This is a genomic window from Salinicoccus sesuvii, from assembly GCF_042648145.1.
In the GTDB taxonomy this organism is placed as follows: Bacteria; Bacillota; Bacilli; order Staphylococcales; family Salinicoccaceae; genus Salinicoccus; species Salinicoccus sesuvii.
Window position 1 is genome coordinate 125,755 of sequence record NZ_JBHRWV010000007.1, and the last position, 19,845, is coordinate 145,599.

The 19,845-nt window shown below is 40.9% G+C and carries 26 protein-coding genes; 10 read left to right on the forward strand and 16 right to left on the reverse strand.

The genetic code is table 11. The features are described 5' to 3' along the window. Window positions 1-89 precede the first annotated feature (89 nt). Window positions 90-998: a VOC family protein gene (locus ACFOJ8_RS06375; RefSeq protein ID WP_380654171.1), complete on the forward strand. Its 909-nt coding sequence runs from the start codon at window positions 90-92 to the stop codon at window positions 996-998. Between the two features lie 46 nt (window positions 999-1,044). Here the strand turns inward: ACFOJ8_RS06375 and aac(6') are convergent, their stop codons facing one another. The 7 genes from aac(6') to ACFOJ8_RS06410 all read right to left on the reverse strand — a co-directional run bounded on the left by aac(6') (window position 1,045) and on the right by ACFOJ8_RS06410 (window position 6,037). Next, entirely contained in the window at window positions 1,045-1,479 is a 435-nt protein-coding gene (aac(6'), locus tag ACFOJ8_RS06380) for an aminoglycoside 6'-N-acetyltransferase (protein ID WP_380654173.1), read from the reverse strand. Further along, window positions 1,476-1,820, reverse strand: a complete 345-nt coding sequence (locus ACFOJ8_RS06385) for a carboxymuconolactone decarboxylase family protein (protein ID WP_380654175.1) — start codon at window positions 1,818-1,820, stop codon at window positions 1,476-1,478. Before ACFOJ8_RS06385 ends, aac(6') begins: the two co-directional genes overlap by 4 nt. Before the next feature lie 126 nt (window positions 1,821-1,946). Beyond that, complete coding sequence (locus ACFOJ8_RS06390; protein ID WP_380654178.1) at window positions 1,947-2,675, reverse strand: YwiC-like family protein; 729 nt, start codon at window positions 2,673-2,675, stop codon at window positions 1,947-1,949. A gap of 126 nt (window positions 2,676-2,801) precedes the next feature. Beyond that, window positions 2,802-3,113 carry a TIGR04104 family putative zinc finger protein gene (locus ACFOJ8_RS06395; protein ID WP_380659901.1) on the reverse strand — a complete coding sequence of 104 codons (312 nt, stop codon included), beginning with the start codon at window positions 3,111-3,113 and terminating at the stop codon, window positions 2,802-2,804. Between the two features lie 116 nt (window positions 3,114-3,229). Then, window positions 3,230-3,475, reverse strand: a complete 246-nt coding sequence (locus ACFOJ8_RS06400; protein WP_380654184.1) for a hypothetical protein — start codon at window positions 3,473-3,475, stop codon at window positions 3,230-3,232. Between the two features lie 15 nt (window positions 3,476-3,490). Then, complete coding sequence (locus ACFOJ8_RS06405; protein WP_380654187.1) at window positions 3,491-5,677, reverse strand: DNA topoisomerase III; 2,187 nt, start codon at window positions 5,675-5,677, stop codon at window positions 3,491-3,493. Window positions 5,678-5,764: 87 nt separating this feature from the next. Beyond that, window positions 5,765-6,037 (reverse strand): GNAT family N-acetyltransferase, encoded by a 273-nt coding sequence (locus ACFOJ8_RS06410; RefSeq protein ID WP_380654189.1) that lies wholly within the window; start codon window positions 6,035-6,037, stop codon window positions 5,765-5,767. A 130-nt stretch (window positions 6,038-6,167) separates the two neighbouring features. Between ACFOJ8_RS06410 and ACFOJ8_RS06415 the strand changes: the two genes are divergently transcribed. Then, entirely contained in the window at window positions 6,168-6,659 is a 492-nt protein-coding gene (locus ACFOJ8_RS06415; RefSeq protein ID WP_380654192.1) for a small multi-drug export protein, read from the forward strand. Window positions 6,660-6,699: 40 nt separating this feature from the next. Here the strand turns inward: ACFOJ8_RS06415 and ACFOJ8_RS06420 are convergent, their stop codons facing one another. The 3 genes from ACFOJ8_RS06420 to ACFOJ8_RS06430 all read right to left on the reverse strand — a co-directional run bounded on the left by ACFOJ8_RS06420 (window position 6,700) and on the right by ACFOJ8_RS06430 (window position 9,308). Then, window positions 6,700-7,074: a hypothetical protein gene (locus ACFOJ8_RS06420; protein ID WP_380654195.1), complete on the reverse strand. Its 375-nt coding sequence runs from the start codon at window positions 7,072-7,074 to the stop codon at window positions 6,700-6,702. 74 nt (window positions 7,075-7,148) lie between these two features. Beyond that, window positions 7,149-8,357: a formaldehyde dehydrogenase, glutathione-independent gene (gene fdhA / locus ACFOJ8_RS06425; RefSeq protein WP_380654197.1), complete on the reverse strand. Its 1,209-nt coding sequence runs from the start codon at window positions 8,355-8,357 to the stop codon at window positions 7,149-7,151. 204 nt (window positions 8,358-8,561) lie between these two features. Next, window positions 8,562-9,308 carry a DUF429 domain-containing protein gene (locus ACFOJ8_RS06430; RefSeq protein ID WP_380654199.1) on the reverse strand — a complete coding sequence of 249 codons (747 nt, stop codon included), beginning with the start codon at window positions 9,306-9,308 and terminating at the stop codon, window positions 8,562-8,564. Between the two features lie 173 nt (window positions 9,309-9,481). Between ACFOJ8_RS06430 and ACFOJ8_RS06435 the strand changes: the two genes are divergently transcribed. Genes ACFOJ8_RS06435 through ACFOJ8_RS06445 form a run of 3 tightly spaced genes read left to right on the forward strand, consistent with a single transcriptional unit; the run spans window position 9,482 to window position 12,293 of the window. After that, entirely contained in the window at window positions 9,482-10,486 is a 1,005-nt protein-coding gene (locus tag ACFOJ8_RS06435) for a TRAP transporter substrate-binding protein (protein ID WP_380654202.1), read from the forward strand. Window positions 10,487-10,521: 35 nt separating this feature from the next. Then, entirely contained in the window at window positions 10,522-11,010 is a 489-nt protein-coding gene (locus tag ACFOJ8_RS06440) for a TRAP transporter small permease (protein WP_380654205.1), read from the forward strand. Next, window positions 11,007-12,293, forward strand: a complete 1,287-nt coding sequence (locus tag ACFOJ8_RS06445) for a TRAP transporter large permease (protein WP_380654207.1) — start codon at window positions 11,007-11,009, stop codon at window positions 12,291-12,293. Before ACFOJ8_RS06440 ends, ACFOJ8_RS06445 begins: the two co-directional genes overlap by 4 nt. Before the next feature lie 121 nt (window positions 12,294-12,414). Here the strand turns inward: ACFOJ8_RS06445 and ACFOJ8_RS06450 are convergent, their stop codons facing one another. Together ACFOJ8_RS06450 and ACFOJ8_RS06455 are read right to left on the reverse strand one after the other, a co-directional pair. Further along, on the reverse strand, window positions 12,415-12,864 hold the full coding sequence (locus ACFOJ8_RS06450; RefSeq protein ID WP_380654210.1) for a hypothetical protein: 450 nt from the start codon (window positions 12,862-12,864) through the stop codon (window positions 12,415-12,417). Window positions 12,865-13,045: 181 nt separating this feature from the next. Then, on the reverse strand, window positions 13,046-13,813 hold the full coding sequence (locus ACFOJ8_RS06455) for a DUF5694 domain-containing protein (protein ID WP_380654212.1): 768 nt from the start codon (window positions 13,811-13,813) through the stop codon (window positions 13,046-13,048). Window positions 13,814-13,953: 140 nt separating this feature from the next. Between ACFOJ8_RS06455 and ACFOJ8_RS06460 the strand changes: the two genes are divergently transcribed. Further along, on the forward strand, window positions 13,954-14,583 hold the full coding sequence (locus ACFOJ8_RS06460; protein WP_380654215.1) for a class I SAM-dependent methyltransferase: 630 nt from the start codon (window positions 13,954-13,956) through the stop codon (window positions 14,581-14,583). 74 nt (window positions 14,584-14,657) lie between these two features. Next, on the forward strand, window positions 14,658-15,017 hold the full coding sequence (locus ACFOJ8_RS06465) for a hypothetical protein (RefSeq protein ID WP_380659902.1): 360 nt from the start codon (window positions 14,658-14,660) through the stop codon (window positions 15,015-15,017). Between the two features lie 4 nt (window positions 15,018-15,021). On the opposite strand, the gene ACFOJ8_RS06470 is transcribed toward ACFOJ8_RS06465, so the two are convergent. Next, complete coding sequence (locus ACFOJ8_RS06470) at window positions 15,022-15,423, reverse strand: cytidine deaminase (protein WP_380654220.1); 402 nt, start codon at window positions 15,421-15,423, stop codon at window positions 15,022-15,024. Between the two features lie 209 nt (window positions 15,424-15,632). Between ACFOJ8_RS06470 and ACFOJ8_RS06475 the strand changes: the two genes are divergently transcribed. Continuing rightward, window positions 15,633-15,839: a helix-turn-helix transcriptional regulator gene (locus tag ACFOJ8_RS06475; RefSeq protein ID WP_380654223.1), complete on the forward strand. Its 207-nt coding sequence runs from the start codon at window positions 15,633-15,635 to the stop codon at window positions 15,837-15,839. 438 nt (window positions 15,840-16,277) lie between these two features. On the opposite strand, the gene ACFOJ8_RS06480 is transcribed toward ACFOJ8_RS06475, so the two are convergent. Together ACFOJ8_RS06480 and ACFOJ8_RS06485 are read right to left on the reverse strand one after the other, a co-directional pair. Continuing rightward, window positions 16,278-17,246 carry an ABC transporter permease gene (locus ACFOJ8_RS06480; protein ID WP_380654225.1) on the reverse strand — a complete coding sequence of 323 codons (969 nt, stop codon included), beginning with the start codon at window positions 17,244-17,246 and terminating at the stop codon, window positions 16,278-16,280. Next, window positions 17,233-18,150, reverse strand: coding sequence for an ABC transporter ATP-binding protein (locus ACFOJ8_RS06485; RefSeq protein WP_380654227.1), 918 nt, complete (start codon window positions 18,148-18,150; stop codon window positions 17,233-17,235). Before ACFOJ8_RS06485 ends, ACFOJ8_RS06480 begins: the two co-directional genes overlap by 14 nt. A 157-nt stretch (window positions 18,151-18,307) precedes the next feature. On the opposite strand from ACFOJ8_RS06485, the gene ACFOJ8_RS06490 reads away from it, so the two are divergent. Next, window positions 18,308-18,709: a hypothetical protein gene (locus ACFOJ8_RS06490; protein WP_380654229.1), complete on the forward strand. Its 402-nt coding sequence runs from the start codon at window positions 18,308-18,310 to the stop codon at window positions 18,707-18,709. A gap of 36 nt (window positions 18,710-18,745) precedes the next feature. Here the strand turns inward: ACFOJ8_RS06490 and ACFOJ8_RS06495 are convergent, their stop codons facing one another. Next, on the reverse strand, window positions 18,746-19,354 hold the full coding sequence (locus ACFOJ8_RS06495; RefSeq protein WP_380654232.1) for a DedA family protein: 609 nt from the start codon (window positions 19,352-19,354) through the stop codon (window positions 18,746-18,748). A 226-nt stretch (window positions 19,355-19,580) separates the two neighbouring features. Between ACFOJ8_RS06495 and ACFOJ8_RS06500 the strand changes: the two genes are divergently transcribed. Continuing rightward, complete coding sequence (locus tag ACFOJ8_RS06500; protein ID WP_380654235.1) at window positions 19,581-19,820, forward strand: hypothetical protein; 240 nt, start codon at window positions 19,581-19,583, stop codon at window positions 19,818-19,820. Window positions 19,821-19,845 lie beyond the last annotated feature (25 nt).

Below are 19,845 nucleotides of genomic sequence, written 5' to 3' on the forward strand. Positions count from 1 at the left end.
ACGATTATCTGGCCACTGCAGATGTCATACAAAGGTGTATTTTTACCACTTTAATGGTATGATGGTAAAAAAGTAGGGAGATGAATGACATGGAAAACCAGCTTATTGTTCCGCATCTGTGGTTCGACACGCAAGCAGAAGCAGCAGTCGATTTCTACACTTCCATATTTCCGAAATCAAAAAAACATATGAATGCTTTCCTGGAGGATACACCTTCAGGTGATACTCCACTATATTCATTCGAGCTTATAAACTATAAATTCATGGCAATCAGTGCAGGTCCCTACTTCCTGTTTAATCCATCCATCTCATTCACGCTCAATTTCAATTCTATATCAGATATGGCAGCCAATGAAGCACTTGAAACCACTTGGAACAAATTAATAGACGGCGGGACGGCATTGATGCCTCTTGACTCCTATCCCTTCAGCAGTAAATATGGATGGGTACAAGATAAATATGGCATCACTTGGCAATTGATGCTCTCGGAACATCCAGAACAAACTCGAGCAAACATTGTTCCGACCCTGATGTTCGTAGGAAATAACTACGGAAGTGCTAAAGAAGCGATTGAGTACTACGTTTCTGTCTTCAAAGATTCCGAAATTGGGGATATTGCCTATTATCCGGCTGATCACTCGCCTCACCAAGAAGGCACCGTTATGCATGGTAGTTTCAAGCTAGGCGGGCAATGGTTTTCTGTTATGGACAGCGCTTTGGAACATAATTTCAGTTTTAATGAAGCGATATCCCTCATCGTCCAATGCAGCGATCAGCAAGAAATAGACTACTATTGGGAAAGATTGTCGTTCGTTCCGGAAAGTGAACAATGTGGCTGGTTGAAGGATAAATTCGGTGTTTCGTGGCAGATTTATCCGACAGTTATGGAGGAGATGCTGAGAACTGGCTCAAAAGAGCAAATAAACAGAGTGACGCAAACCTTTTTAAAAATGAAGAAGTTCGATATTGCTACTTTGGAAAAAGCATACAGAGGATAAACCGAAGGCCAGCAGATCACAATCTTCTGCTGGCCTTTTTATCTACTTATATCCTTTTATGAAAAGAGATCGTGCGTTCGATTTCTTTGAAACCAAGATGATGGTGCATCTCTATACTTGTCTCATTATCAAGCAAACAGTCACTTCCGAAATCGGAAGCCCCTTTTTCTCTCCCCCACTGTTCACATGCTTCGACAAGTTTTCTTGCATACCCTTTACACCGATGACATTCCTCAACATAGATGCCTTCAAGAAAAGCGACTGGAGAGTTGCTTGCACCTGCAACGTAGTCGATACGGAGACTGCAGTGGGCAAAGCCGACTACAGTTCTACTTATCTCTGCAATAAATACTGAGTCGTTGTCTGCTTGAATATACCTTTTGAAGTCGTTTTCCAGCTCTTGATCGCTATGACCGGGCCAGAGTTTGATGGCAAGTGCCAAGAGCGCCTTTACGTCTTCTTGTTGGGCATGTCGGATCATTGGTTTTCCATGGCATCATCATATGCCTGAAGCGCTTTGCCACCGTATACGCTACCAGGTCCGCCTCCCATTACAATGGCAACACCAGCAATTTCGGCGATTTCATCACGCGAGGCACCGAGTTTGATGAGCTTATTGACGTGATTGCCGATGCAGCCTTCACACTTATCTGCGATTGCGTAAGACAGAGCTGCAAACTCTTTAGTTTTTTTATCAAGTGCACCGGGCGCATAAGCAGCATCCTGAAGATCTTTGAAACTTTTCATCGTATCTGGAATACTTTTCTGAAGTCTTTTCGTATTGCCTTGGGCCGTCGTATTAATTTCATTGAAATGTGCCATCTTCTCACCTTTTCCTTAGATTATTTTTTCCCGGTATATTTGCTTGTAGGGCGTTCAATGGTTGGATATTTGACGCTTGTCATAACTATATCAAGAAAAGTGAGTATAATTCACCTCATTCAGACCCTAAACAACTACAATTAGCAGCATGACTGTCCAGACGGTCACCCAAGTGGCGTGGATAATTTCTAATATACCGATCTGTTTCATTTTCCATTCCCGTCCATATACCAAAATCGCGCGGAGCAAACTGAAGAGGAATGCCAATCCGAGTATCCAGTGTGCCAAGAGCATTACGGTAAACACTATTACATGATATAAAAATGATGCGATTTGATACTTGGGATTTTTCTTTTCCCGGACCATCGTCTTGACGAACAAAGCAGTACTCGTAAAGAACAAGGCGCTGAGTACAATCACAAACATTACAGGCCAACTGAATGTGTGTAGGTTGAGGAAAGCAATGCCGCCTCCCCCGATGCTGAAAATTATGATGGCGGAAAGATCATTGATAATATTCCGTTCATTCTTCTGGTAAGAGAAGTAGGCATTCACTGCGCCAAAGGGCAGCATTGCTAAAAAGAAGTAGAAGATACGGTATTCGATAACCAATGGATAGATAAACAGCACTACGGACAATAAAAAGAACAAACTTGCCGCGTATAGATAGCCATATGTATTCTTGCGGCGCTTTTTGATGAAGAACAATATGTGGTCGGCCATGAAGAACATCATCAGCCAGCCCAACATGTAACTCAGCTGAGCCGGATGAAACCCACCTGCCGCAATACCGATAAGGAGCGGCATGAAAACCATCGCCCATGCACCATGTTGATTCTGCTTCTTAAATTTCATACTATCACCTCTTAACTTCATGATAGAACAAGTGTCAGAGGAGGTACAGGAAGGGAAACGACATTTTTGTGAATAAATAAACAAGGGCTGTCCAACGGACAGCCCTTAATATATATTCAATTGTATTTAGTAGAAACTTTGATGACCTATGTCCGCCTCGCTGACGAGCTCTATTGTAAATATATGGATAATTCCAATTACAATGAACGTAGCGAAAATCAATATTGACATGGCCATGATCGGAATATCAAAGAAAGCAGGAATGAGCATCAGCAGTGGTATAAGCATCATAATCATCAGACTGCGTTCCCTGTATCTATCAGACAGATACTGCATTTGACCGCATGATGGACACTCCATACCGGGACTCAGCGTAGTGCATCGCTTGAGCACTGCTCTTATGTTCCAACTTTCATGACAACTGCTACAGCGTATCAAAATACCTCTCCTTTTCCAAAGTGGCAACATCGTCTATGCGTTCCACCTGGTCGAAACATTATGCCATAGGATTATTGAAAATACAATACACATGCTGCTGTCCACTAATGTATCTGTTAGGCGCTTACTGCAAACCGTCTAAAAAGAATGTAACTGACACTAAGTGCAATCATTCCAGAAATAAGTACAGGTATTGTCGTGAATCCACTATAAATAACAAGGGTCGCTTCATTCTGACCCGCAGCCGCCCACGGATCGCTGACCATAGTAGGCATGAATAATGTAGAAATCATGTTGACTATAAACAAACTGACTAAGAATATTGCTATGAAACTGGACATTACAGCTAAATACTGTTTCATTGAAATCATCTCACTTTACTGTTTATCAAGGTTCAATGCTTTTAGCTTTTCGGCCAATGCATTGTTAATCGGCGCCTCGGCTTCTTGTTCTTTCATATATTTGTTAACAGTGCGCTTGTCGACTTTACCGCGCCCTTCTTTTTTTCTTCTCGCCTCAAATGCAGAAAGTTTTTCTCTATGGCCACATCTGCACGTAAAGATCTGACCTTCTCCTTCTCCGCTCAAAGTCATCTTCTTTTTACATTTTGGACAGCGTGCATTGGTCACTCTGGCTACATTTTTACGATGCCCACATTCTCTATCTTGGCAAACCAGCATCTTACCCTTTTTACCATTGACTTCAAGGAGCGGTTTACCGCAATCAGGACATGACTTGCCAGAGATATTATCGTGCTTATACTTCTTGTCACTATTTTTAATTTCCTTTGTAATCTCTTTGGTGTGCGACTGCATTTCCTCAATGAATACCGATTTTTTAAGACGGCCTTTGGCAATACTTTCAAGTTTCTGTTCCCACACTGCGGTTGTTGCAGGTGATCGGAGCGCATCTGGTACAAGGTCCAAAAGCTGCTTCCCTTTTGAAGTAATTCTGATTGATTGACCGTTCTTCTCGATCATGAATGAATTAAAGAGCTTATCAATGATATCTGCACGTGTTGCTACCGTTCCAAGACCACCAGTGGAATCCAATATTTCTTTTAATTTCCGGTCCTGTACTTCCATGTATTTCGCAGGGTTTTCCATGGCCGAAAGTAACGTTGCTTCAGTAAAACGTGCAGGTGCTTTTGTCTGACCACTTGTCCCATTGATGTGCTTTACATTAAGGACATCCCCCTTTTTAAGTTGGGGGAGCTGCTGATCTTTAATATCATCCTGCACGTCGTCTTCATAATTGTTCGAATATGCAGCTCGCCAGCCTTCTTTTTGAACGGTTTTACCTCTGGCAGTGAACACTTCCTTGTCAGCTCTAGCTTTTACAGTGACTTGCTCGAATTCATGTGCCGGTAAGAGGACTGCAAGGAACCTTTTGACGATTAGATCGTATAGCTTCCGCTCTTTTTCATTGAAGTCGCTTATATGCACATGATTTTCAGTCGGAATGATGGCATGGTGATCACTGACTTTAGTGTCATCGACAAACGATTTATTGCTCTGGATTTTACCACGCAGTATTTTTGTCGCTATGGCACGATAATTGCCGATGCCGCATGCTTTTAGCCTTTCAGTCAAAGTAGGGACGATATCCTGCGAAAGATACCTTGAGTCTGTTCTTGGGTATGTGACTACCTTATGACGTTCATATAGACCTTGAAGGACGTTCAGTGTTTCTTTAGCAGAAAACCCGAACTGCTTGTTGGCGTCACGCTGAAGTTCGGTGAGGTCGTATAGGCCGGGTGCGAAGGTTTTTTTCGGTTTTTTCTCTACAGCCTCAACCACCATTTCCTTACCGTCCGTGCTACTGGCAATGGTATCAATTTTTTCTTTATCAAAACTTCTGTTGTTACCTTTCTCATCCTGCCATGTGAGTTTCAGTCCGTCTGCTACCACTTCAACACCGTAGTAAGTCTTTGGATTGAAGTTTCTTATCTCCTCTTCCCTGCTTTCAATCATCGCAAGTGTCGGTGTTTGAACACGACCACAGTTGAGCTGGGCATTAAATTTTGTAGTCAGTGCGCGCGACGCATTCAATCCGATATACCAGTCAGCTTCAGAACGTGCAACTGCAGCTTCGTATAGATTCTCGTAATTTTTTCCCGGTTTAAGGTTTTGGAATCCCTCTTTGATTGCTTTGTCAGTAACTGAAGAAATCCATAGGCGTTCAATTGGTTTATTCACCTTTGCTTTCTTAAGAATCCAGCGGGCAACGAGCTCCCCTTCACGACCTGCATCTGTAGCGATGATAATTTTATTGACATCTTTTCTGAGCAGTTGCGTCTTAACCGCATTAAACTGCCCCCCTGCCTTTTTAATGACCGTCAGTCTGAGAGGATCTGGCAGCATCGGAAGATCTTCGAGCTTCCACGTTTTATATTTACTGTCATAGCTTTCAGGGTCGGCAAGCGTCACTAGGTGCCCCAAGGCCCAAGTTACAATGTAACGATCCCCTTCTATAAACCCATTTCCTTTCTTGTGACAGTTCAATACTTTTGCGATATCTCTGGCCACAGAAGGTTTTTCCGCGAGTACTACACTTTTAGACAAACAACTTCACCCTTTCAAAATCAAAACACTTTTGTAAGCCATTATACAGAAAAAACCAGAGGATGTTCATCCCCTGGTATAAAATCATTATTTAATTAGTTGGTTCATATTGTCATCTTTCTCCATTACATCTTTGGCAAATGGACAAAGGGGCACGATCTTCTTATCTTCTTGCTTAGCGAATTCGACCATTGTCTCTACAAGCTGAGTGCCGACCCCTTGTCCTTCCAGTTCATCATTGACGTGAGTTTCCTCGATGACGTAGTCTCCATCATCATCTACACTGTAGACAATTTTTGCGTCTGGATTTAGTTCATCTTCCCCGACAAAAAATAAGTTGTCACCTTTTTTAATATCCATATCTATTTCCTCCTGTTACATTTTCGTATAGTTGTTAATAGACGTTCTCAAGTATTTCAAACATATAACTGAACTCTCCTGGAGATACTTTGTGTTAGACTAGAAAAAAACCTACTTTTGGAGGATAAGAATGAATACCTCGCTGATCATTGCCTACATTGTCGTCTTTTTACTTTCCGCAGTCCCTCTATTTGAAGCATTTGTCGTGGTGCCTGTTGGCATTCTTGGGGGTATGAACTTCACGATGACACTAATCATCGGTGTCCTGGGTAATCTTGTGACCCTACTGCTGCTTATTGTGCTGGTCGACCGCATAAAGCAATGGTACCTTGAACGCCAGAAGCAAAAAGGCCAGGAGAAGAGCAGGAAGTCACAACGTGCAGAAAAAATCTGGAACCGATTCGGGCTACCTGGTCTCGCACTTATCGGTCCCTTTTTTGTGGGCAGCCACTTCACTGCACTGATGGCTTTAATGCTTGGGGGCAGTCAGAAAGCAACTTTTCTATGGGTGACAATCAGTGTCATTGCATGGACACTCGGTTTATCCCTTCTTGTACTCTTCGGTGTGGACTTCATGAATCTTGAAGATCGCCAATTCTTGAGCAGATTTATAGAAGATTAACTAAACCCCCGCAAAACCGAGAAACGGTTTTGCGGGGGGTTTAGTCTTTTGCGTTCGATCCAAATACGCTGATGATTAGATTCTTCAAAGGTTTTATCTTATGAATTGATAGTTCCAAAGTAAAATAGGTACCTAAAAAAACTAAACCAAATTGGTTTAAAGTAATACTGGTGATTATCTCATTGATGAATAAACCAACCATCACTACTGAAAAAAGACTGCGTATTAAAAACGAATCAATTTTTCTAGCATCGTCGGACAAATCATCAATATCAGAGGTGAAAACAACACCCAGTATCATGACGGCAAGCGGCGCTAAAAAAGGAGGTTCTTCTGTTATATTTAAAATGACAACGAACCAAATAATAGCATAACCAATCACAAAAAAGGGTAGGCTGTTCCTGAACCACTTCATCTAATTCTCCTAAACTTATGTATATAGTTGCCGGACTTTAAAGTCCGGCAACTACAGTGTAATACCTTAATATGTTACTTCAAGTAGCCATGTGGGTCGATAACGAATTTCTTAGCAGCCCCTTTATCGAAGTCTCTATAGCCGTCTGGCGCTTCATCAAGACTGATCACAGTGGCATTAACTGCTTTGGCAATATTTGCACGGCCGGAAAGGATAGACTTCATCAGGTCACGGTTATACTTCATTGCTGGTGTCTGACCAGTAACAAATGTATGTGCTTTTGCCCAGCCCAGTCCGAGTCGGACTTTCAATGTCCCTTGCTGTGCATCCTTATCTTCTGCGCCTGGGTCTTCTGTAACGTAAAGACCAGGGATACCAAGCTTTCCGCCTGCTGTTGTGATGTCCATGATGCTGTTGAGTACGGCAGCTGGCTGCTCGCCCCCACCATGGCCGGATGCCTCAAATCCAACAGCATCTACAGCACAATCCACTTCGGAAGTACCCAGTATCTGTTCAATCTGTTCACCAAGGCGATCGTGCTTCGATACATTCACCGTTTCACAACCAAAGCTCTCTGCTTGCTTCAAACGATCTTCCTGAAGGTCACCGACGATAACTCTCGAAGCACCTAGCAGTTGCGCTGAGTGTGCAGCAGCAAGTCCGACTGGCCCTGCGCCAGCAATATACACAGTCGAACCTGTTTTTACGCCTGCTGTGTACGCACCGTGATATCCTGTTGGGAAGATGTCGGAAAGCATGGTCAGATCAAGCACTTTCTCCATGGCCATTTCGCGATCTGGGAAAACCAGTAGCTGGAAATCTGCATATGGCACCATCACGTACTCGGATTGGCCGCCTACCCAGCCACCCATGTCAACGTATCCATACGCCGCACCTGCACGCTCAGGGTTCGTGTTTAGACAAATATGAGTTTTCTGTTCCTGACACATGACACATCGGCCACATGCAATATTGAACGGTACAGAGGCAATATCTCCCTTTTTAACAAATTCCACATCTCTACCGACTTCAATAACTTCTCCAAGGATCTCATGACCGAGTACCAATCCTTCTGGTGCTGTCGTCCGTCCCCTAACCATGTGTTGGTCACTTCCGCAAATATTGGTTGTAATGACTTTAAGAATGACGCCATGTTCACATTTACGACCAACATTCGATTCCGGAACCCCCGGTCCTGCTTTAAGCACGAGATCTGGATACTCGATGTCCCTTACTTCAACGCTACCTGCTCCAGTGTAAACTACTCCACGATTCCCTTGCATTTTACCCCTCCTGTTGATGTTGTTTTCTTACGGTTTCAAAATTGTCTCTAACTGCATTTGATGTGGCAAGTTCAAAGCCGCTTAATAGTGAGTCTCCTTTACTGAATGCGCCGAATCATATAAATTAATATGTAAGCGTATTCTTAACCACCATATTATACCTTCCAGAATTTTCAGTCAATGCATTTAGTAGTATCTGTAAAATTAATTTAAAGTTTTATCTATTTTGACAGGAATCAGAATGAAACCATCTTGTTCGTCACCGTATATGTTCACTCCGGATTGCTTTTTATATATAGTATACATTCCATATGCACAAAGAAATGCATCGATCTTATCTTCTAAATGTTTGTGCAATCTACGCGTATAGCCCTTTTCTTCCCTAGAGAGCTTAGTCATAAGTCCTCTAACTTCACCAGCGTCCTCTATCCGACTGAACCGTTCAATCAGTCGTTCCATTTCTTCACAGGACTCTTTAAAAGATACCCTTCTCTTCTTTTTATATCTGATTGGAAACATGTCCGGGAAAAGTCCACAACATATCCCGGTTGGGAACGTTTCTACAATATTTGTTTCGTTATGTCTGTAACCAATCTCTACTTCCGGCAAGACGCTCTTAATTTCATTTGTGAGTATTTCACCGCGAATATCACCAAAACGCTTTGTAAGAAAACTTCTACTCGAGTTGAAAGCGAACAGTCTGTGGCCATTTATTCTGGCACGCATCAAGGCACTTTCAGCCCCTCTTCCACCTGTCACGTTATTGACGATAAGTGGAGCATCTATTGCTATAGTCATAGGTTCCCCTCGGTATGCCATTATGATATCGGTGATATCCGTGTTACTGAAAACAGCGGCATCCAATCGCTCGACTTCCCCGGATTCATTAAGTACGCATATACCTGACTCATTCTTATAGGTCCAAGCAAGATCGATTCCGATGAATTTCATAGTTATTCCTCCCTGCTTATATTTTATATGCATCCTTTACAAAGTTACTGAAATACTATAGCATATTTATATATTATATTGATTACATATGCATTTATCAGATTAGTCATTATAATTTAATTTCGAATAATGATTTGGAGCTAATATTTTCTAAATGGAAAGATGTGTTCATTATGAAAAGAATCATTTATCTTTTACTTGCGATGACGACGATACTCGCTGCATGCGGCCGCCCGAATGCCGATGAATCTTCAGGCAAAACCATCATACGTATGGCCTATCTCGTTTCTCCAAGCCATTCCTCCCATATCGTCGCGGAAAAATTCGTTGAACAAGTGGAGCAAGAATCAGGTGGCAGGCTTGAGGTCGAACTATATCCAAGTGGCTCACTCTTCCCTTCTGACCGTGAAGCGGTCGAAGCTGTCCAGCTTGGCAACGTGGAGATGACGATACCAGCACTTGCAGTGGTTTCTTCATTTAATCAGAATTTTATGCTACTCGATTTACCGTTCCTTTTTGATAGCCACGAAGAGGCCTATAAAGTTCTAGACGGTGAATTTGGTCAGAGTCTACTGGATGATTTGCAGGAAGATAACTTGAAAGGTCTTGTTTTTGCAGAAAATGGATTTCGCCATATCACAAACAATGAGCGGCCAATACATACACCATCTGATCTTGAAGGACTGAAGTTTAGGACGCTTGAAAGTCCGGTACAGACCGACATATTTAAAGCATTTGGTGCCAATGCTTCACCTTTTGCTTTCGGAGAGATGTACACTGCACTTCAGCAAGGTACCTATGATGCAATGGAGGGGCCCATTTCACTCTACTACACAAGCAACCTGTATGAAGTACAAGACTATATGACACTAAGTGATCACTATTATATGCCGACAGCCTTACTTATGAACAATGACTTCTATCAGGAGTTGCCTGAAGACTTGCAAGAGGTCGTCATGGAGGCTTCCATCATGTTCCGGGATGAGCAGCGCCAATTGGCGCGCGAGCAAGATGAGGAGTATTTGCAAGTACTAAAAGATGAAGGCGTCCAGGTGAATGAACTTACCGATGAGCAACGTCAGGCATTTGTCGAAGCGGCTGAACCTGTACTAGAAAAGTACGATGAGAAACTCGGCAACAATCTATTAGATGAACTATTCGAAGCTAAAGATGAATAGATTGTTCGAGTAGCATCCACAAAAGGAGCATGACAATGATTAAAAAGATGAATCGAATTGAGGAAGGGTTCCTTATCGGTACCCTCATCCTGATGGTGGCGCTTATTTTCGGACAAGTGATCGGTCGGTATATCTTCCAAAGTGCGCCAAGTTGGACCGAGGAAGCAGCAAGGTACGTCCACATCTTCCAAGTGTGGATTGGTGCTGGCTATGCAGTGAAGCTACGGGAGCATATTAAAGTGACTGCGTTCATCGATCTGTTCAAAGGTACAACAAGAAAAATTATCGACATGTTAGCACTTGTTATATGGTTTTTACTGGTCTTATTTGTCGCGATTTTCGGCACACAGCTTGTATTGACGACATTGCAGTATGGACAAGTCACCCCTGCCACGCAGATCCCGTTCTGGCTGCCCTATCTTGCTGTACCACTCGGTGCATTGAGCATGATGGTGAGACTTGTGCAACAAATGATCGATATTTACAGGAAAGACTACGATTCTTCTGAGGAGGCAGTACAATGACGGTATTGATTTTATTTGGTGTTTTCATCATCTGTTTCCTTATTGGTGTACCGATTGCTATTTCTCTTGGAGTTTCTGCGTTGGCAGCTATCTGGTTCGGCACTGATCTACCAATCAATCTCATTGCACAGAAAGCCTTTACTTCTCTCGACTCCTTTCCACTGCTAGCCATCCCTTTCTTTATACTGGCTGGTGTACTGATGGGCAAAGGTGGCATATCTAAAAGGTTGTTGGATCTTGCCTCTACGCTTGTCGGGTGGATGACCGGTGGATTGTCTCTCGTCACTATCGTTGCATGCATGTTCTTTGCAGCCATCGCCGGCTCAGGTCCAGCTACAGTGGCAGCAATCGGGGGGTTCATGATTCCCGCTATGGTTGCCAAAAATTATGATCAAGGGTTCTCCGCCGCTGTGCCTGCTACTGCAGGTTCAATTGGTGTCATCATTCCTCCCAGCATTCCACTTGTATTGTACGGAGCGGTGGGTAATGTTTCTGTAGGGGCGCTTTTTATGGCAGGCATCTTACCTGGCTTGCTAGTAGGTGTGGCAATCATGCTGACTGCGTACTTCATATCCAAAGCAAAAGGATATAAGCCTTCCGAAAAAACCCAATCCTTTCATTTCAAAGATGTTCTCAAAGCATTGAATGAAGCAAAATGGGCATTGCTCATTCCGATTATCATACTCGGTGGCATTTATGGCGGAATATTCACTCCGACAGAAGCAGCCGTCACAGCTGTCGTCTACGCTCTGATTGTCGGTATTTTTATACATAAAGAGCTTGATTTTAAATCTGTATACGAAGGTTTTATGGAAACGATTATCATCAATGCAACAACAATGATCATCATCAGCTTCTCCGTATCGTTTGCATTCTTTATGACACTTGAGCAAATACCGAGCAGTATCGCAACGTTCTTGACAGACTTATCATCTAATCCATTTATCATCCTGTCTGTCGTCCTTTTGTTCCTACTCGTCGTCGGGATGTTTATCGATACAATATCAGCACTCGTCGTACTTACACCAATCTTGCTGCCTGTGGTTACTGCAGTTGGAGTCGACCCAGTCCACTTCGGCATCATTCTTGTCGTTGCTCTCGCAATTGGGTTTGTTACACCGCCGCTTGGTGTCAATCTGTTCGTCGCTTCAAGTGTCGGTAAAGTTCAAATAGAGAAGACGACAGTCGCGGTGATTCCTTTCATCATCGTCATGATTATTTGTCTCATACTGATTGCATTCGTACCGCAGTTATCAATGTGGATGGCTGCTCTAGCACAATAAATCTCGCTACGACTAATCATGCTTCATAAAAAATGACTCTCTTCATCCATAGAGGTGAAGAGAGTCATTTTGCATTTAAAACGTACTACCCTTTTACCAGTCACTCATATATTCGATTGCTTCAACGCCCCGTGTGAAGGCCTATATATTCACCCAAAAAGAAATTATTGCCTATACTATTGTACTGGCCAGTCTCGATTTTCAATTCGGAAATGGTACCAGTATATAGATTCTCATTCTGATCGTGCTCTGTTACATCACTAATGCTTAACACTAACGCTTCTTCGTTGGTCTCGCTCTCTAGCTGCATACTAAGTATGTTATTTTCGAATGTATACTTACCTTTAAAAAGCTCTGCACCTGATTTTACCTCAACATTATCGGACGATTTAAACTCAAGTTCCAAGGCTGAATATAGATTGAAATTATCTGTTGCAACGTCTTCAGGGGAAATATCGGGACTCCATGAAAAAACTTTGAAATTCTGTCCTTCCAATTCACTACTGTTATTTGAACAACCTCCGAGTATGATCATGAAAATAACCAGTAAACTTAATAGCTTGATTTTCATATGCACTACCTCCTTTATACCAAGTATATAAAGAAAAACAAGATAGATATACAACATTTAAAATTGTCCCATGCACATATCAATAGTGTTTTACAACACATCTACATTAAAGATACATTTAGAACATATACTTTTGATATAATGCATGGTCTACCTGAATCCTCAAGAGTCTTTAAAGATTTTATATATCATTTAAAAAATCATTAAAGATGATGACATTGGCTTCACCCGATTCCTCGATAAACTGTTTTAGCAAATATACATGTGCTGCGCCAATGAGAAGGAGGACCTTTTCATTTCCAGAGTGAATAATGTCCACCACGTTTTTGTATAAAGTCAAATTGCGCTGATACCACCACCGCAACCAGTCTATACCAACGTATTCCTCTCCTTCACCAATTTGTGCAAGATTCATATATCCTCTATGCTCACGATTTTGGTATGTGGGGTCGTTGATAAGCTGTAGATTATCTAAAATGCTGTTATCCGAACGGATCGGATTGTCATTAAATACTTTCATCACACTATCGAACTTATCTTTTTGATATTCTTTTGCCCATTCGGCAACGTCTCCGATTCCTCTGTTTCCAACGGACTCCATCCAGTCCAAAGCATGAATGTTAGAGTGTCCAAGTTGCTTTCCTAATCTGAACATAACTTGATGAACTTCATTCCTTTCGAAATTATCTCCATATTTTAAGTACTCTTGGTATTCCTTATTCAATGCTTCGTTCCTATCTTTAGTGATTTCTACCGCGAGTGCTGAAGGACTAAATTGCGCAAGTATTGAAACCAGTTCTTTAATCTGTTCCTCATCACTCTGAATATCGACTGCCGTGCTACTATCCACTAGGTCCCCACCTTTTGTGAAATGGAAAGTTCCTACAATGAGTACCTCTGGCTTCGACTGTTTCTTATCCTTTTCTAAATTATTATCTCTGTTATCCATTCGTACCCCTCTTTTAATCTTTGTTAATATCGATTCTATCATAATATTCCAATAACTTTATTGAAATATATAGAAGGAATGGTAGGATTATATAATATGTATAACAATTCTATGCAAGTTTAAAACATGGAGGAAAATTAATGCTGAACAATGAAGGTTTTGACTTATGGGCAAACGACTACGATAGAACGGTACAAATTAGTTCGCAAGACGATTCATATCCTTTTGCTGGCTATAAAGAAATAATGAATATGATATTCCAAGAGATAATGAAGAAAGAACATGCAAAAATACTTGATATCGGTATTGGAACAGGGGTACTCTCAACCCGATTATATGAGCATGGTCATGATATTGATGGCATTGATTTTTCTAGGGAGATGCTATCAATTGCACAACCAAAAATGGAAGATGCTAATCTGATTGAATGGAATATTGCCAAAGGACTGCCTGCTGAAATCAACCGCAATAGCTACGACTTCATCATTAGTACTTATACACTGCACCACTTTGACGATGAAGAAAAGATAGACATTCTCAAGCGTCTACTGGCACGACTCAAAGATAATGGAAAAATACTGATTGGGGATATCTCTTTTGAGGACAGAGAAAGTCATGATGCCTGTCGTCTCGATAACGACCGTATTTGGGATACTGATGAGTACTATTTTATCAATGGTGAGCTTGATCCGGACCTGTCCTCCATCAGCAATTATCATTACCACCAAATTTCTCATTGCGGTGGCCTATACATCATCGACAATCTTTAGAAAGGAAATTGTAAATGACTGTTAAAATTTTAAGAAGAACCAGTTGGGCGGGATCACTAATGCCTATTAATATAATGTTAGATGGAACAAAGGTAAGTGCAGTGGAAACAAAAGAAGAAGTAGAAATTGAAGTGCCTAGCAATGAAATGACATTGCATGCAACCCAATACGGCATTTCCAGCAATAAAGTTTTAGTCGATGATGGAGATATACTTGTAATCAAAACTTCAGTCACGAGCCATATCATAATGTGCGCTTTCTTCTTTCTTTTGATTATAACTAGCATATTCTCGAACATTGTACTTGAAAACATTTGGTTATATATTGGGATTGTCTTAACTTTATTGTTGCTTATGCTTAGCCTTGATCAATATTCTTTGGAAATAATAGATAAGACAGAGTGGAAAAGAAATGCAGATAGACTTATAAAGTAATTATTCACTCACTATAAGCTTTGTACCAGTGATGCGGTTGTAATTCGCCAAGTGTTTTGTAGATGAGTGCATTACTTGGGTTGGTTACAGCTGCCTTCACGTCTTCACCCCAGTAGAATAGCCGCTCCTGACAAACACCGCACGGCGATAGAATCGTAAATTCGGAAGATTCGTCTTCTCTAGCAACACAAATTGTGTGAGTAACCTTCGTATTGAGTTTATGCGCTTCAATAATCGCCCCTGTTTCAATACATAGCTCAGTCGAAGCAACAAGCACCTCAGGGGCTACACTCGTTAGAATTTCTCCATCCTCTGTATACATTGCCGCAGCTCCACCCCACCCTTTAGGATATCTTCTTACAATCAAATCTATTGCCGCTTGATATAGATCGTTCTCGATGCTCATCTAAATTCCTCCTAAATTGTTATTGATAAATATCACTTTGTTTTAATCAACTTATCAAAGACTAAGCGACAAAGCACCAACGTATAAATTTATATAAGACTGAAATTTGCCACTCTCTGATAAAAAAATTGTAATCACAATGATGTATTGTAAAGTTTACTTGACGTAAAACAAACTTTACCTTAGTCTTTACTCAGAGGTGGATGCATATGAAAAACCGTGTCTCTGAGCTTAGAAAACAATATGGATACTCCCAAGATCATCTAGCTGAGAAATTGGGGGTTTCAAGGCAGACAATTATATCTATTGAAAAAGGCAGGTACAATCCTTCTCTGCCCTTGGCGATGATCTTAGCAGAATTTTTTAAAACGCCCGTAGAAACGATTTTTACCCTCGAAGAAAACGACTATAAGTAAATAGATTTTGGAGGAATTGATGGTGAAATCTTCAAGAAAAACTTACCTGATTCTAGGTGTATTCTTTCTCGCTCTGACATTTCTTTTCACGTTCACCGCGGTTGCATCAGATTCGAGACCTACTCCATTGTTCTACGTCTCTGCTTCAATGACAATCTTAAGCTTTTGTATGGCGTATTTGCATCCTCAGTTTGTGGAAAAAGACGAACGAATGAAATTGATAAGGCATAAAGCGACGATGGTAACTCTCTTTGGGGTTTTTATCTATCTCATGATTTTCATGACTGTTACTCAGTTTGATTTCATCAGCTGGCCGCCATTTGAACTTTTTCAAATTTTTGCTTCGTTAGTAATATCGACTCTGTTTATATCTCTGGTAATATTTGCTAAACGCCACTAAAAAAGTGGGATGACAATAGCTGTCATCCCACTTTTTTATTATGCAACATCACGCTTTGTGAATATGCTCCATGCTGCAACAATAAAGACGATCATATATACCGCTATAACAGCTATCGAGAATCCAATGGTCATCTCTTCTCTGATCGGCCCAAACGGAGAAAAATAGACTGAAAGATCCGTGTTTGCGAATAGTATATATTTTGACCACTCATATTGTGACATGGCTTGCGCCACTGTTGTTCCAATAAACATCAAGAACATAGACAGTCCAATTGCGAGCGCGCTGCTTCTAAATATGCTAGAGATCATGAAACCAAATGTTGCCAATACAATGATGTTCAGTACCCTGAAACCATACTGCATAAAAATTTCAGAGAGTAAAGTATTACTTTCCATACCATCTGGTCGATCAACAATGACTTCTGGGTTAATGACAGGAACACCATAGAATATTGCTCCTACAATAGTATTAACAACGAGCAAAAATACAACGGTAAAGAATGTAAACAGCAGCAGAGCAATGTACTTCGAGAGCAGTATCTTGCTCCTTGAAATTGGGCGGATTAAGAGTTGCTTGATGGTTCCCCACCTGAATTCATTAGCTACGATTCCGCCAGCAATGATAATGACGAATAAGCTGACAAGTGATGATGTAAATACATTTTCGAGAACAAAGCTGCCAGCATGATAACCATAAGGCCTAATATCATTTTCTAACAAATAATTATTCTGCTGAATGCGACTCATGTTTTCCGATTCAATGAACGGATCATTTTCACCGGCTGTATCGATTTCCTCAGTTAGTGCTTGGTTTTCTTCCTGTAATTCAGTTTGCCAATCATCAGTATAAGTCGTTTCCGAATCAACCGAATCAGTTACTGTATTTAGAACTAAAATGAGAATAACAAATGCAATTAGAAATATGTACATGGCCCAGGTGGACTTCATGATATATATTTTTCCAAGTTCGTTTCTAATAAGGTTGAACAAGTTAGCCAATGACATTCTCTCCAATCATTTCAAGGAACTGGTCTTCCAAGGTAGATTTTAAAACGCTGACGCCATAGATCTGAACATCTTTATCAACCAATGTCGTTACAAGGCGGGGGACATCATTGCGGTTGATTTGTATCTGAAGCTGTTCATTCGTCTCCAGCACTTTGATATTGGGTTCGTTTTGTATAATTTCGAGTGCCTGATCCATTGGATGCACATCTAACTGAACGATTCTCTGTTCACTATCCGTCTTTTCATGCAGATTCCTAACGGCAATCAACTCACCATTTTTGATGACCCCGATGCGATCGCACATCAGTTCAATCTCGCTTAATAAATGACTTGAAACAATGACAGAGACATTATCTTCGACTGCAAGTTTTCGGATATACTGCCTTATCTCCCGTATCCCAGCCGGATCTAGTCCATTTGTTGGTTCATCCAATATTAAGACAGAGGGGCGATGTAACAATGCCTGAGCAATTCCAAGACGCTGTCTCATGCCGAGGGAATATTTACCGACTTTAGTGTTAATCGCATTCTCAAGACCAACCAGGTCTATGACTTCTTTAATACGTGCATTAGAGACCCCGTTTGTCATACGTCCAAAATGTTTGAGGTTCTGCCGGCCAGTCATGAATGGATACATCTCTGGGTTCTCTACAATCGCGCCGACTTCACTGATGGCTTTTTTATAATTCTTTCTGATGCTGTTTCCTTTAATCACAACGTCTCCTGATGTGATACCAATCAATCCAACCATCATACGTATGGTCGTCGTCTTCCCTGCCCCATTGGGTCCTATGAATCCATAAACTTCACCAGGACGAATATCAAAGTTCAAATCTTTGATGATTTTCTTACGGCCGATTGTCTTATGTAAACCTTTGATTGACATTGCTGACTCAGACATCTGTGTTCACTCCTTAGTCATTATATTATCTGTACTTCTATAATTAATACAGTTAATACACTAACATAGTTCTATTCTTTTTACACGTTATAATGCAAAATATACCAATTTTGTTATACTGGTTTACATACACTACCAGTTATTAAAGGAGACAGTAATGTCAATTACTATTAAGAGAAGTACAAATTTTATTGGGGTAGCACTGCCGATAAGAATTAGAATAGATGGAAAACGTGTCGATAAGGTATTTCATGAGGAAGAGAAAGAAATTGAAATTAATAGTCCTGTCGCTGAATTGAGTGTTTCTCAATTCCTTTCTAAAAAAAGTAAAATCACTGTAAATGATGGAGATTATGTCGAAATTCGCTCCAGCTTATGGCGATCAGTTTCTATGATTATCTTTATTATTTTGCTTATTGTTGTCACTTATAGCGTTCAGAATGAACCCTATAGACTGTTTTCATATCTAGGATTTTTAATTTACGCTTTAGTAGCAGAATATGCATTTGAGCAGTTTCGCTTAGAAAAAATTGAATTCCAAGAAGAACGTCGCTTTTAGAATTAAACTCACTCTATGTAAAAAGAAACGATGAATTTATCGTTTCTTTTTCTTTCTTATCAATACAACAATCAAAACAATTATCACTAGTAGGAGGATGCCGTACATGACTCTCGAATAGATATCCATATATCCTACGATAGTCTGCCAGGAGCCACCGACAGAAGCACCAAGATACACAAGGACAGTATTCCAGATCAGTGTGCCTATGGTCGTCAATACGAGGAACAACAGAATGTTCATATGAGCCATTCCCGCAGGGATTGAGATGATGCTGCGCATCAGGGGAACGAAGCGACACAAGAACACCGCCCATGATTCGTATTTGCTGAACCAATTGTTCGATTTATCGATATCCTCCTTATTCAAACGGAGGATATGCCCCCACTTATCGACAATTTTCTCAATCCTTTTCTGTCCTTGGTACATGCCGAAATAATACAATGCAATAGCGCCACCAACCGACCCTGTAGTCGACGAAAGGATAACACCAACAATACTCAAACTTGACTGGGTTGTCATAAAACCACCGAAAGTCAGGACTACTTCAGAGGGTATTGGTGGGAAGATATTTTCTAGAGCCATCAAGAACGTAATCCCGATATAGCCGAAATTATTCATAATATAGGTAAGCCAGTTTTCCATTTTATCCTCCCTTACGACATCGATTTCATAGACGAAATATAATGTCTGTCATTAATTCTAATACCCGTATCCATTTTTTATATGTAACTTACATAGTTTAGTTTTTTAAGAAGTGGATGCTGCAATTTTAGTATCTTATGATGATTCCTATTCAACCTACAATTGTTTAAATATCCATCAAGAAAGGTAAAAACAATTAAAGGAAAAATACAAGGAGTGTGAAATCATGGCAGACGAAAAGAAAAGTCAGCAAGAACTGATGAAGGAAGAAGCTGAACAGAAGGCGCATGACGGTAAGAAGCAGGCTGAACAAATGAAGGAAAAAGCCCAAGCCAAGCAAAGTGACTATCGCGATGAAAAATCAAAAGATGAGGCAAAACAAGTTGAAACACAAGGTCAAACACCTGATGTAGAAAAACAACTACACCAAGAAAAAGGCGATAACCAGTTCAACCAATTTAGATAATCCTTTAAAAAGAGTAGACACTCCA

Bases quoted from the DNA above. Each gene is read 5' to 3' on its own strand.
- ACFOJ8_RS06445 (WP_380654207.1), top strand. From the start codon at position 11,007: ATGACGGTATTGATTTTATTTGGTGTTTTCATCATCTGTTTCCTTATT.
- ACFOJ8_RS06485 (WP_380654227.1), bottom strand. From the start codon at position 18,150: ATGTCTGAGTCAGCAATGTCAATCAAAGGTTTACATAAGACAATCGGC.
- ACFOJ8_RS06420 (WP_380654195.1), bottom strand. From the start codon at position 7,074: ATGAAGTGGTTCAGGAACAGCCTACCCTTTTTTGTGATTGGTTATGCT.
- ACFOJ8_RS06500 (WP_380654235.1), top strand. From the start codon at position 19,581: ATGGCAGACGAAAAGAAAAGTCAGCAAGAACTGATGAAGGAAGAAGCT.
- ACFOJ8_RS06450 (WP_380654210.1), bottom strand. From the start codon at position 12,864: ATGAAAATCAAGCTATTAAGTTTACTGGTTATTTTCATGATCATACTC.
- ACFOJ8_RS06455 (WP_380654212.1), bottom strand. From the start codon at position 13,813: ATGGATAACAGAGATAATAATTTAGAAAAGGATAAGAAACAGTCGAAG.
- ACFOJ8_RS06470 (WP_380654220.1), bottom strand. From the start codon at position 15,423: ATGAGCATCGAGAACGATCTATATCAAGCGGCAATAGATTTGATTGTA.
- ACFOJ8_RS06385 (WP_380654175.1), bottom strand. From the start codon at position 1,820: ATGGCACATTTCAATGAAATTAATACGACGGCCCAAGGCAATACGAAA.
- ACFOJ8_RS06400 (WP_380654184.1), bottom strand. From the start codon at position 3,475: ATGAAACAGTATTTAGCTGTAATGTCCAGTTTCATAGCAATATTCTTA.
- ACFOJ8_RS06495 (WP_380654232.1), bottom strand. From the start codon at position 19,354: ATGGAAAACTGGCTTACCTATATTATGAATAATTTCGGCTATATCGGG.
- ACFOJ8_RS06410 (WP_380654189.1), bottom strand. From the start codon at position 6,037: ATGGATATTAAAAAAGGTGACAACTTATTTTTTGTCGGGGAAGATGAA.
- ACFOJ8_RS06415 (WP_380654192.1), top strand. From the start codon at position 6,168: ATGAATACCTCGCTGATCATTGCCTACATTGTCGTCTTTTTACTTTCC.
- fdhA (WP_380654197.1), bottom strand. From the start codon at position 8,357: ATGCAAGGGAATCGTGGAGTAGTTTACACTGGAGCAGGTAGCGTTGAA.
- ACFOJ8_RS06440 (WP_380654205.1), top strand. From the start codon at position 10,522: ATGATTAAAAAGATGAATCGAATTGAGGAAGGGTTCCTTATCGGTACC.
- ACFOJ8_RS06475 (WP_380654223.1), top strand. From the start codon at position 15,633: ATGAAAAACCGTGTCTCTGAGCTTAGAAAACAATATGGATACTCCCAA.
- ACFOJ8_RS06490 (WP_380654229.1), top strand. From the start codon at position 18,308: ATGTCAATTACTATTAAGAGAAGTACAAATTTTATTGGGGTAGCACTG.
- ACFOJ8_RS06430 (WP_380654199.1), bottom strand. From the start codon at position 9,308: ATGAAATTCATCGGAATCGATCTTGCTTGGACCTATAAGAATGAGTCA.
- ACFOJ8_RS06480 (WP_380654225.1), bottom strand. From the start codon at position 17,246: ATGTCATTGGCTAACTTGTTCAACCTTATTAGAAACGAACTTGGAAAA.
- ACFOJ8_RS06465 (WP_380659902.1), top strand. From the start codon at position 14,658: ATGTTAGATGGAACAAAGGTAAGTGCAGTGGAAACAAAAGAAGAAGTA.
- ACFOJ8_RS06375 (WP_380654171.1), top strand. From the start codon at position 90: ATGGAAAACCAGCTTATTGTTCCGCATCTGTGGTTCGACACGCAAGCA.
- ACFOJ8_RS06435 (WP_380654202.1), top strand. From the start codon at position 9,482: ATGAAAAGAATCATTTATCTTTTACTTGCGATGACGACGATACTCGCT.
- ACFOJ8_RS06460 (WP_380654215.1), top strand. From the start codon at position 13,954: ATGCTGAACAATGAAGGTTTTGACTTATGGGCAAACGACTACGATAGA.
- ACFOJ8_RS06390 (WP_380654178.1), bottom strand. From the start codon at position 2,675: ATGAAATTTAAGAAGCAGAATCAACATGGTGCATGGGCGATGGTTTTC.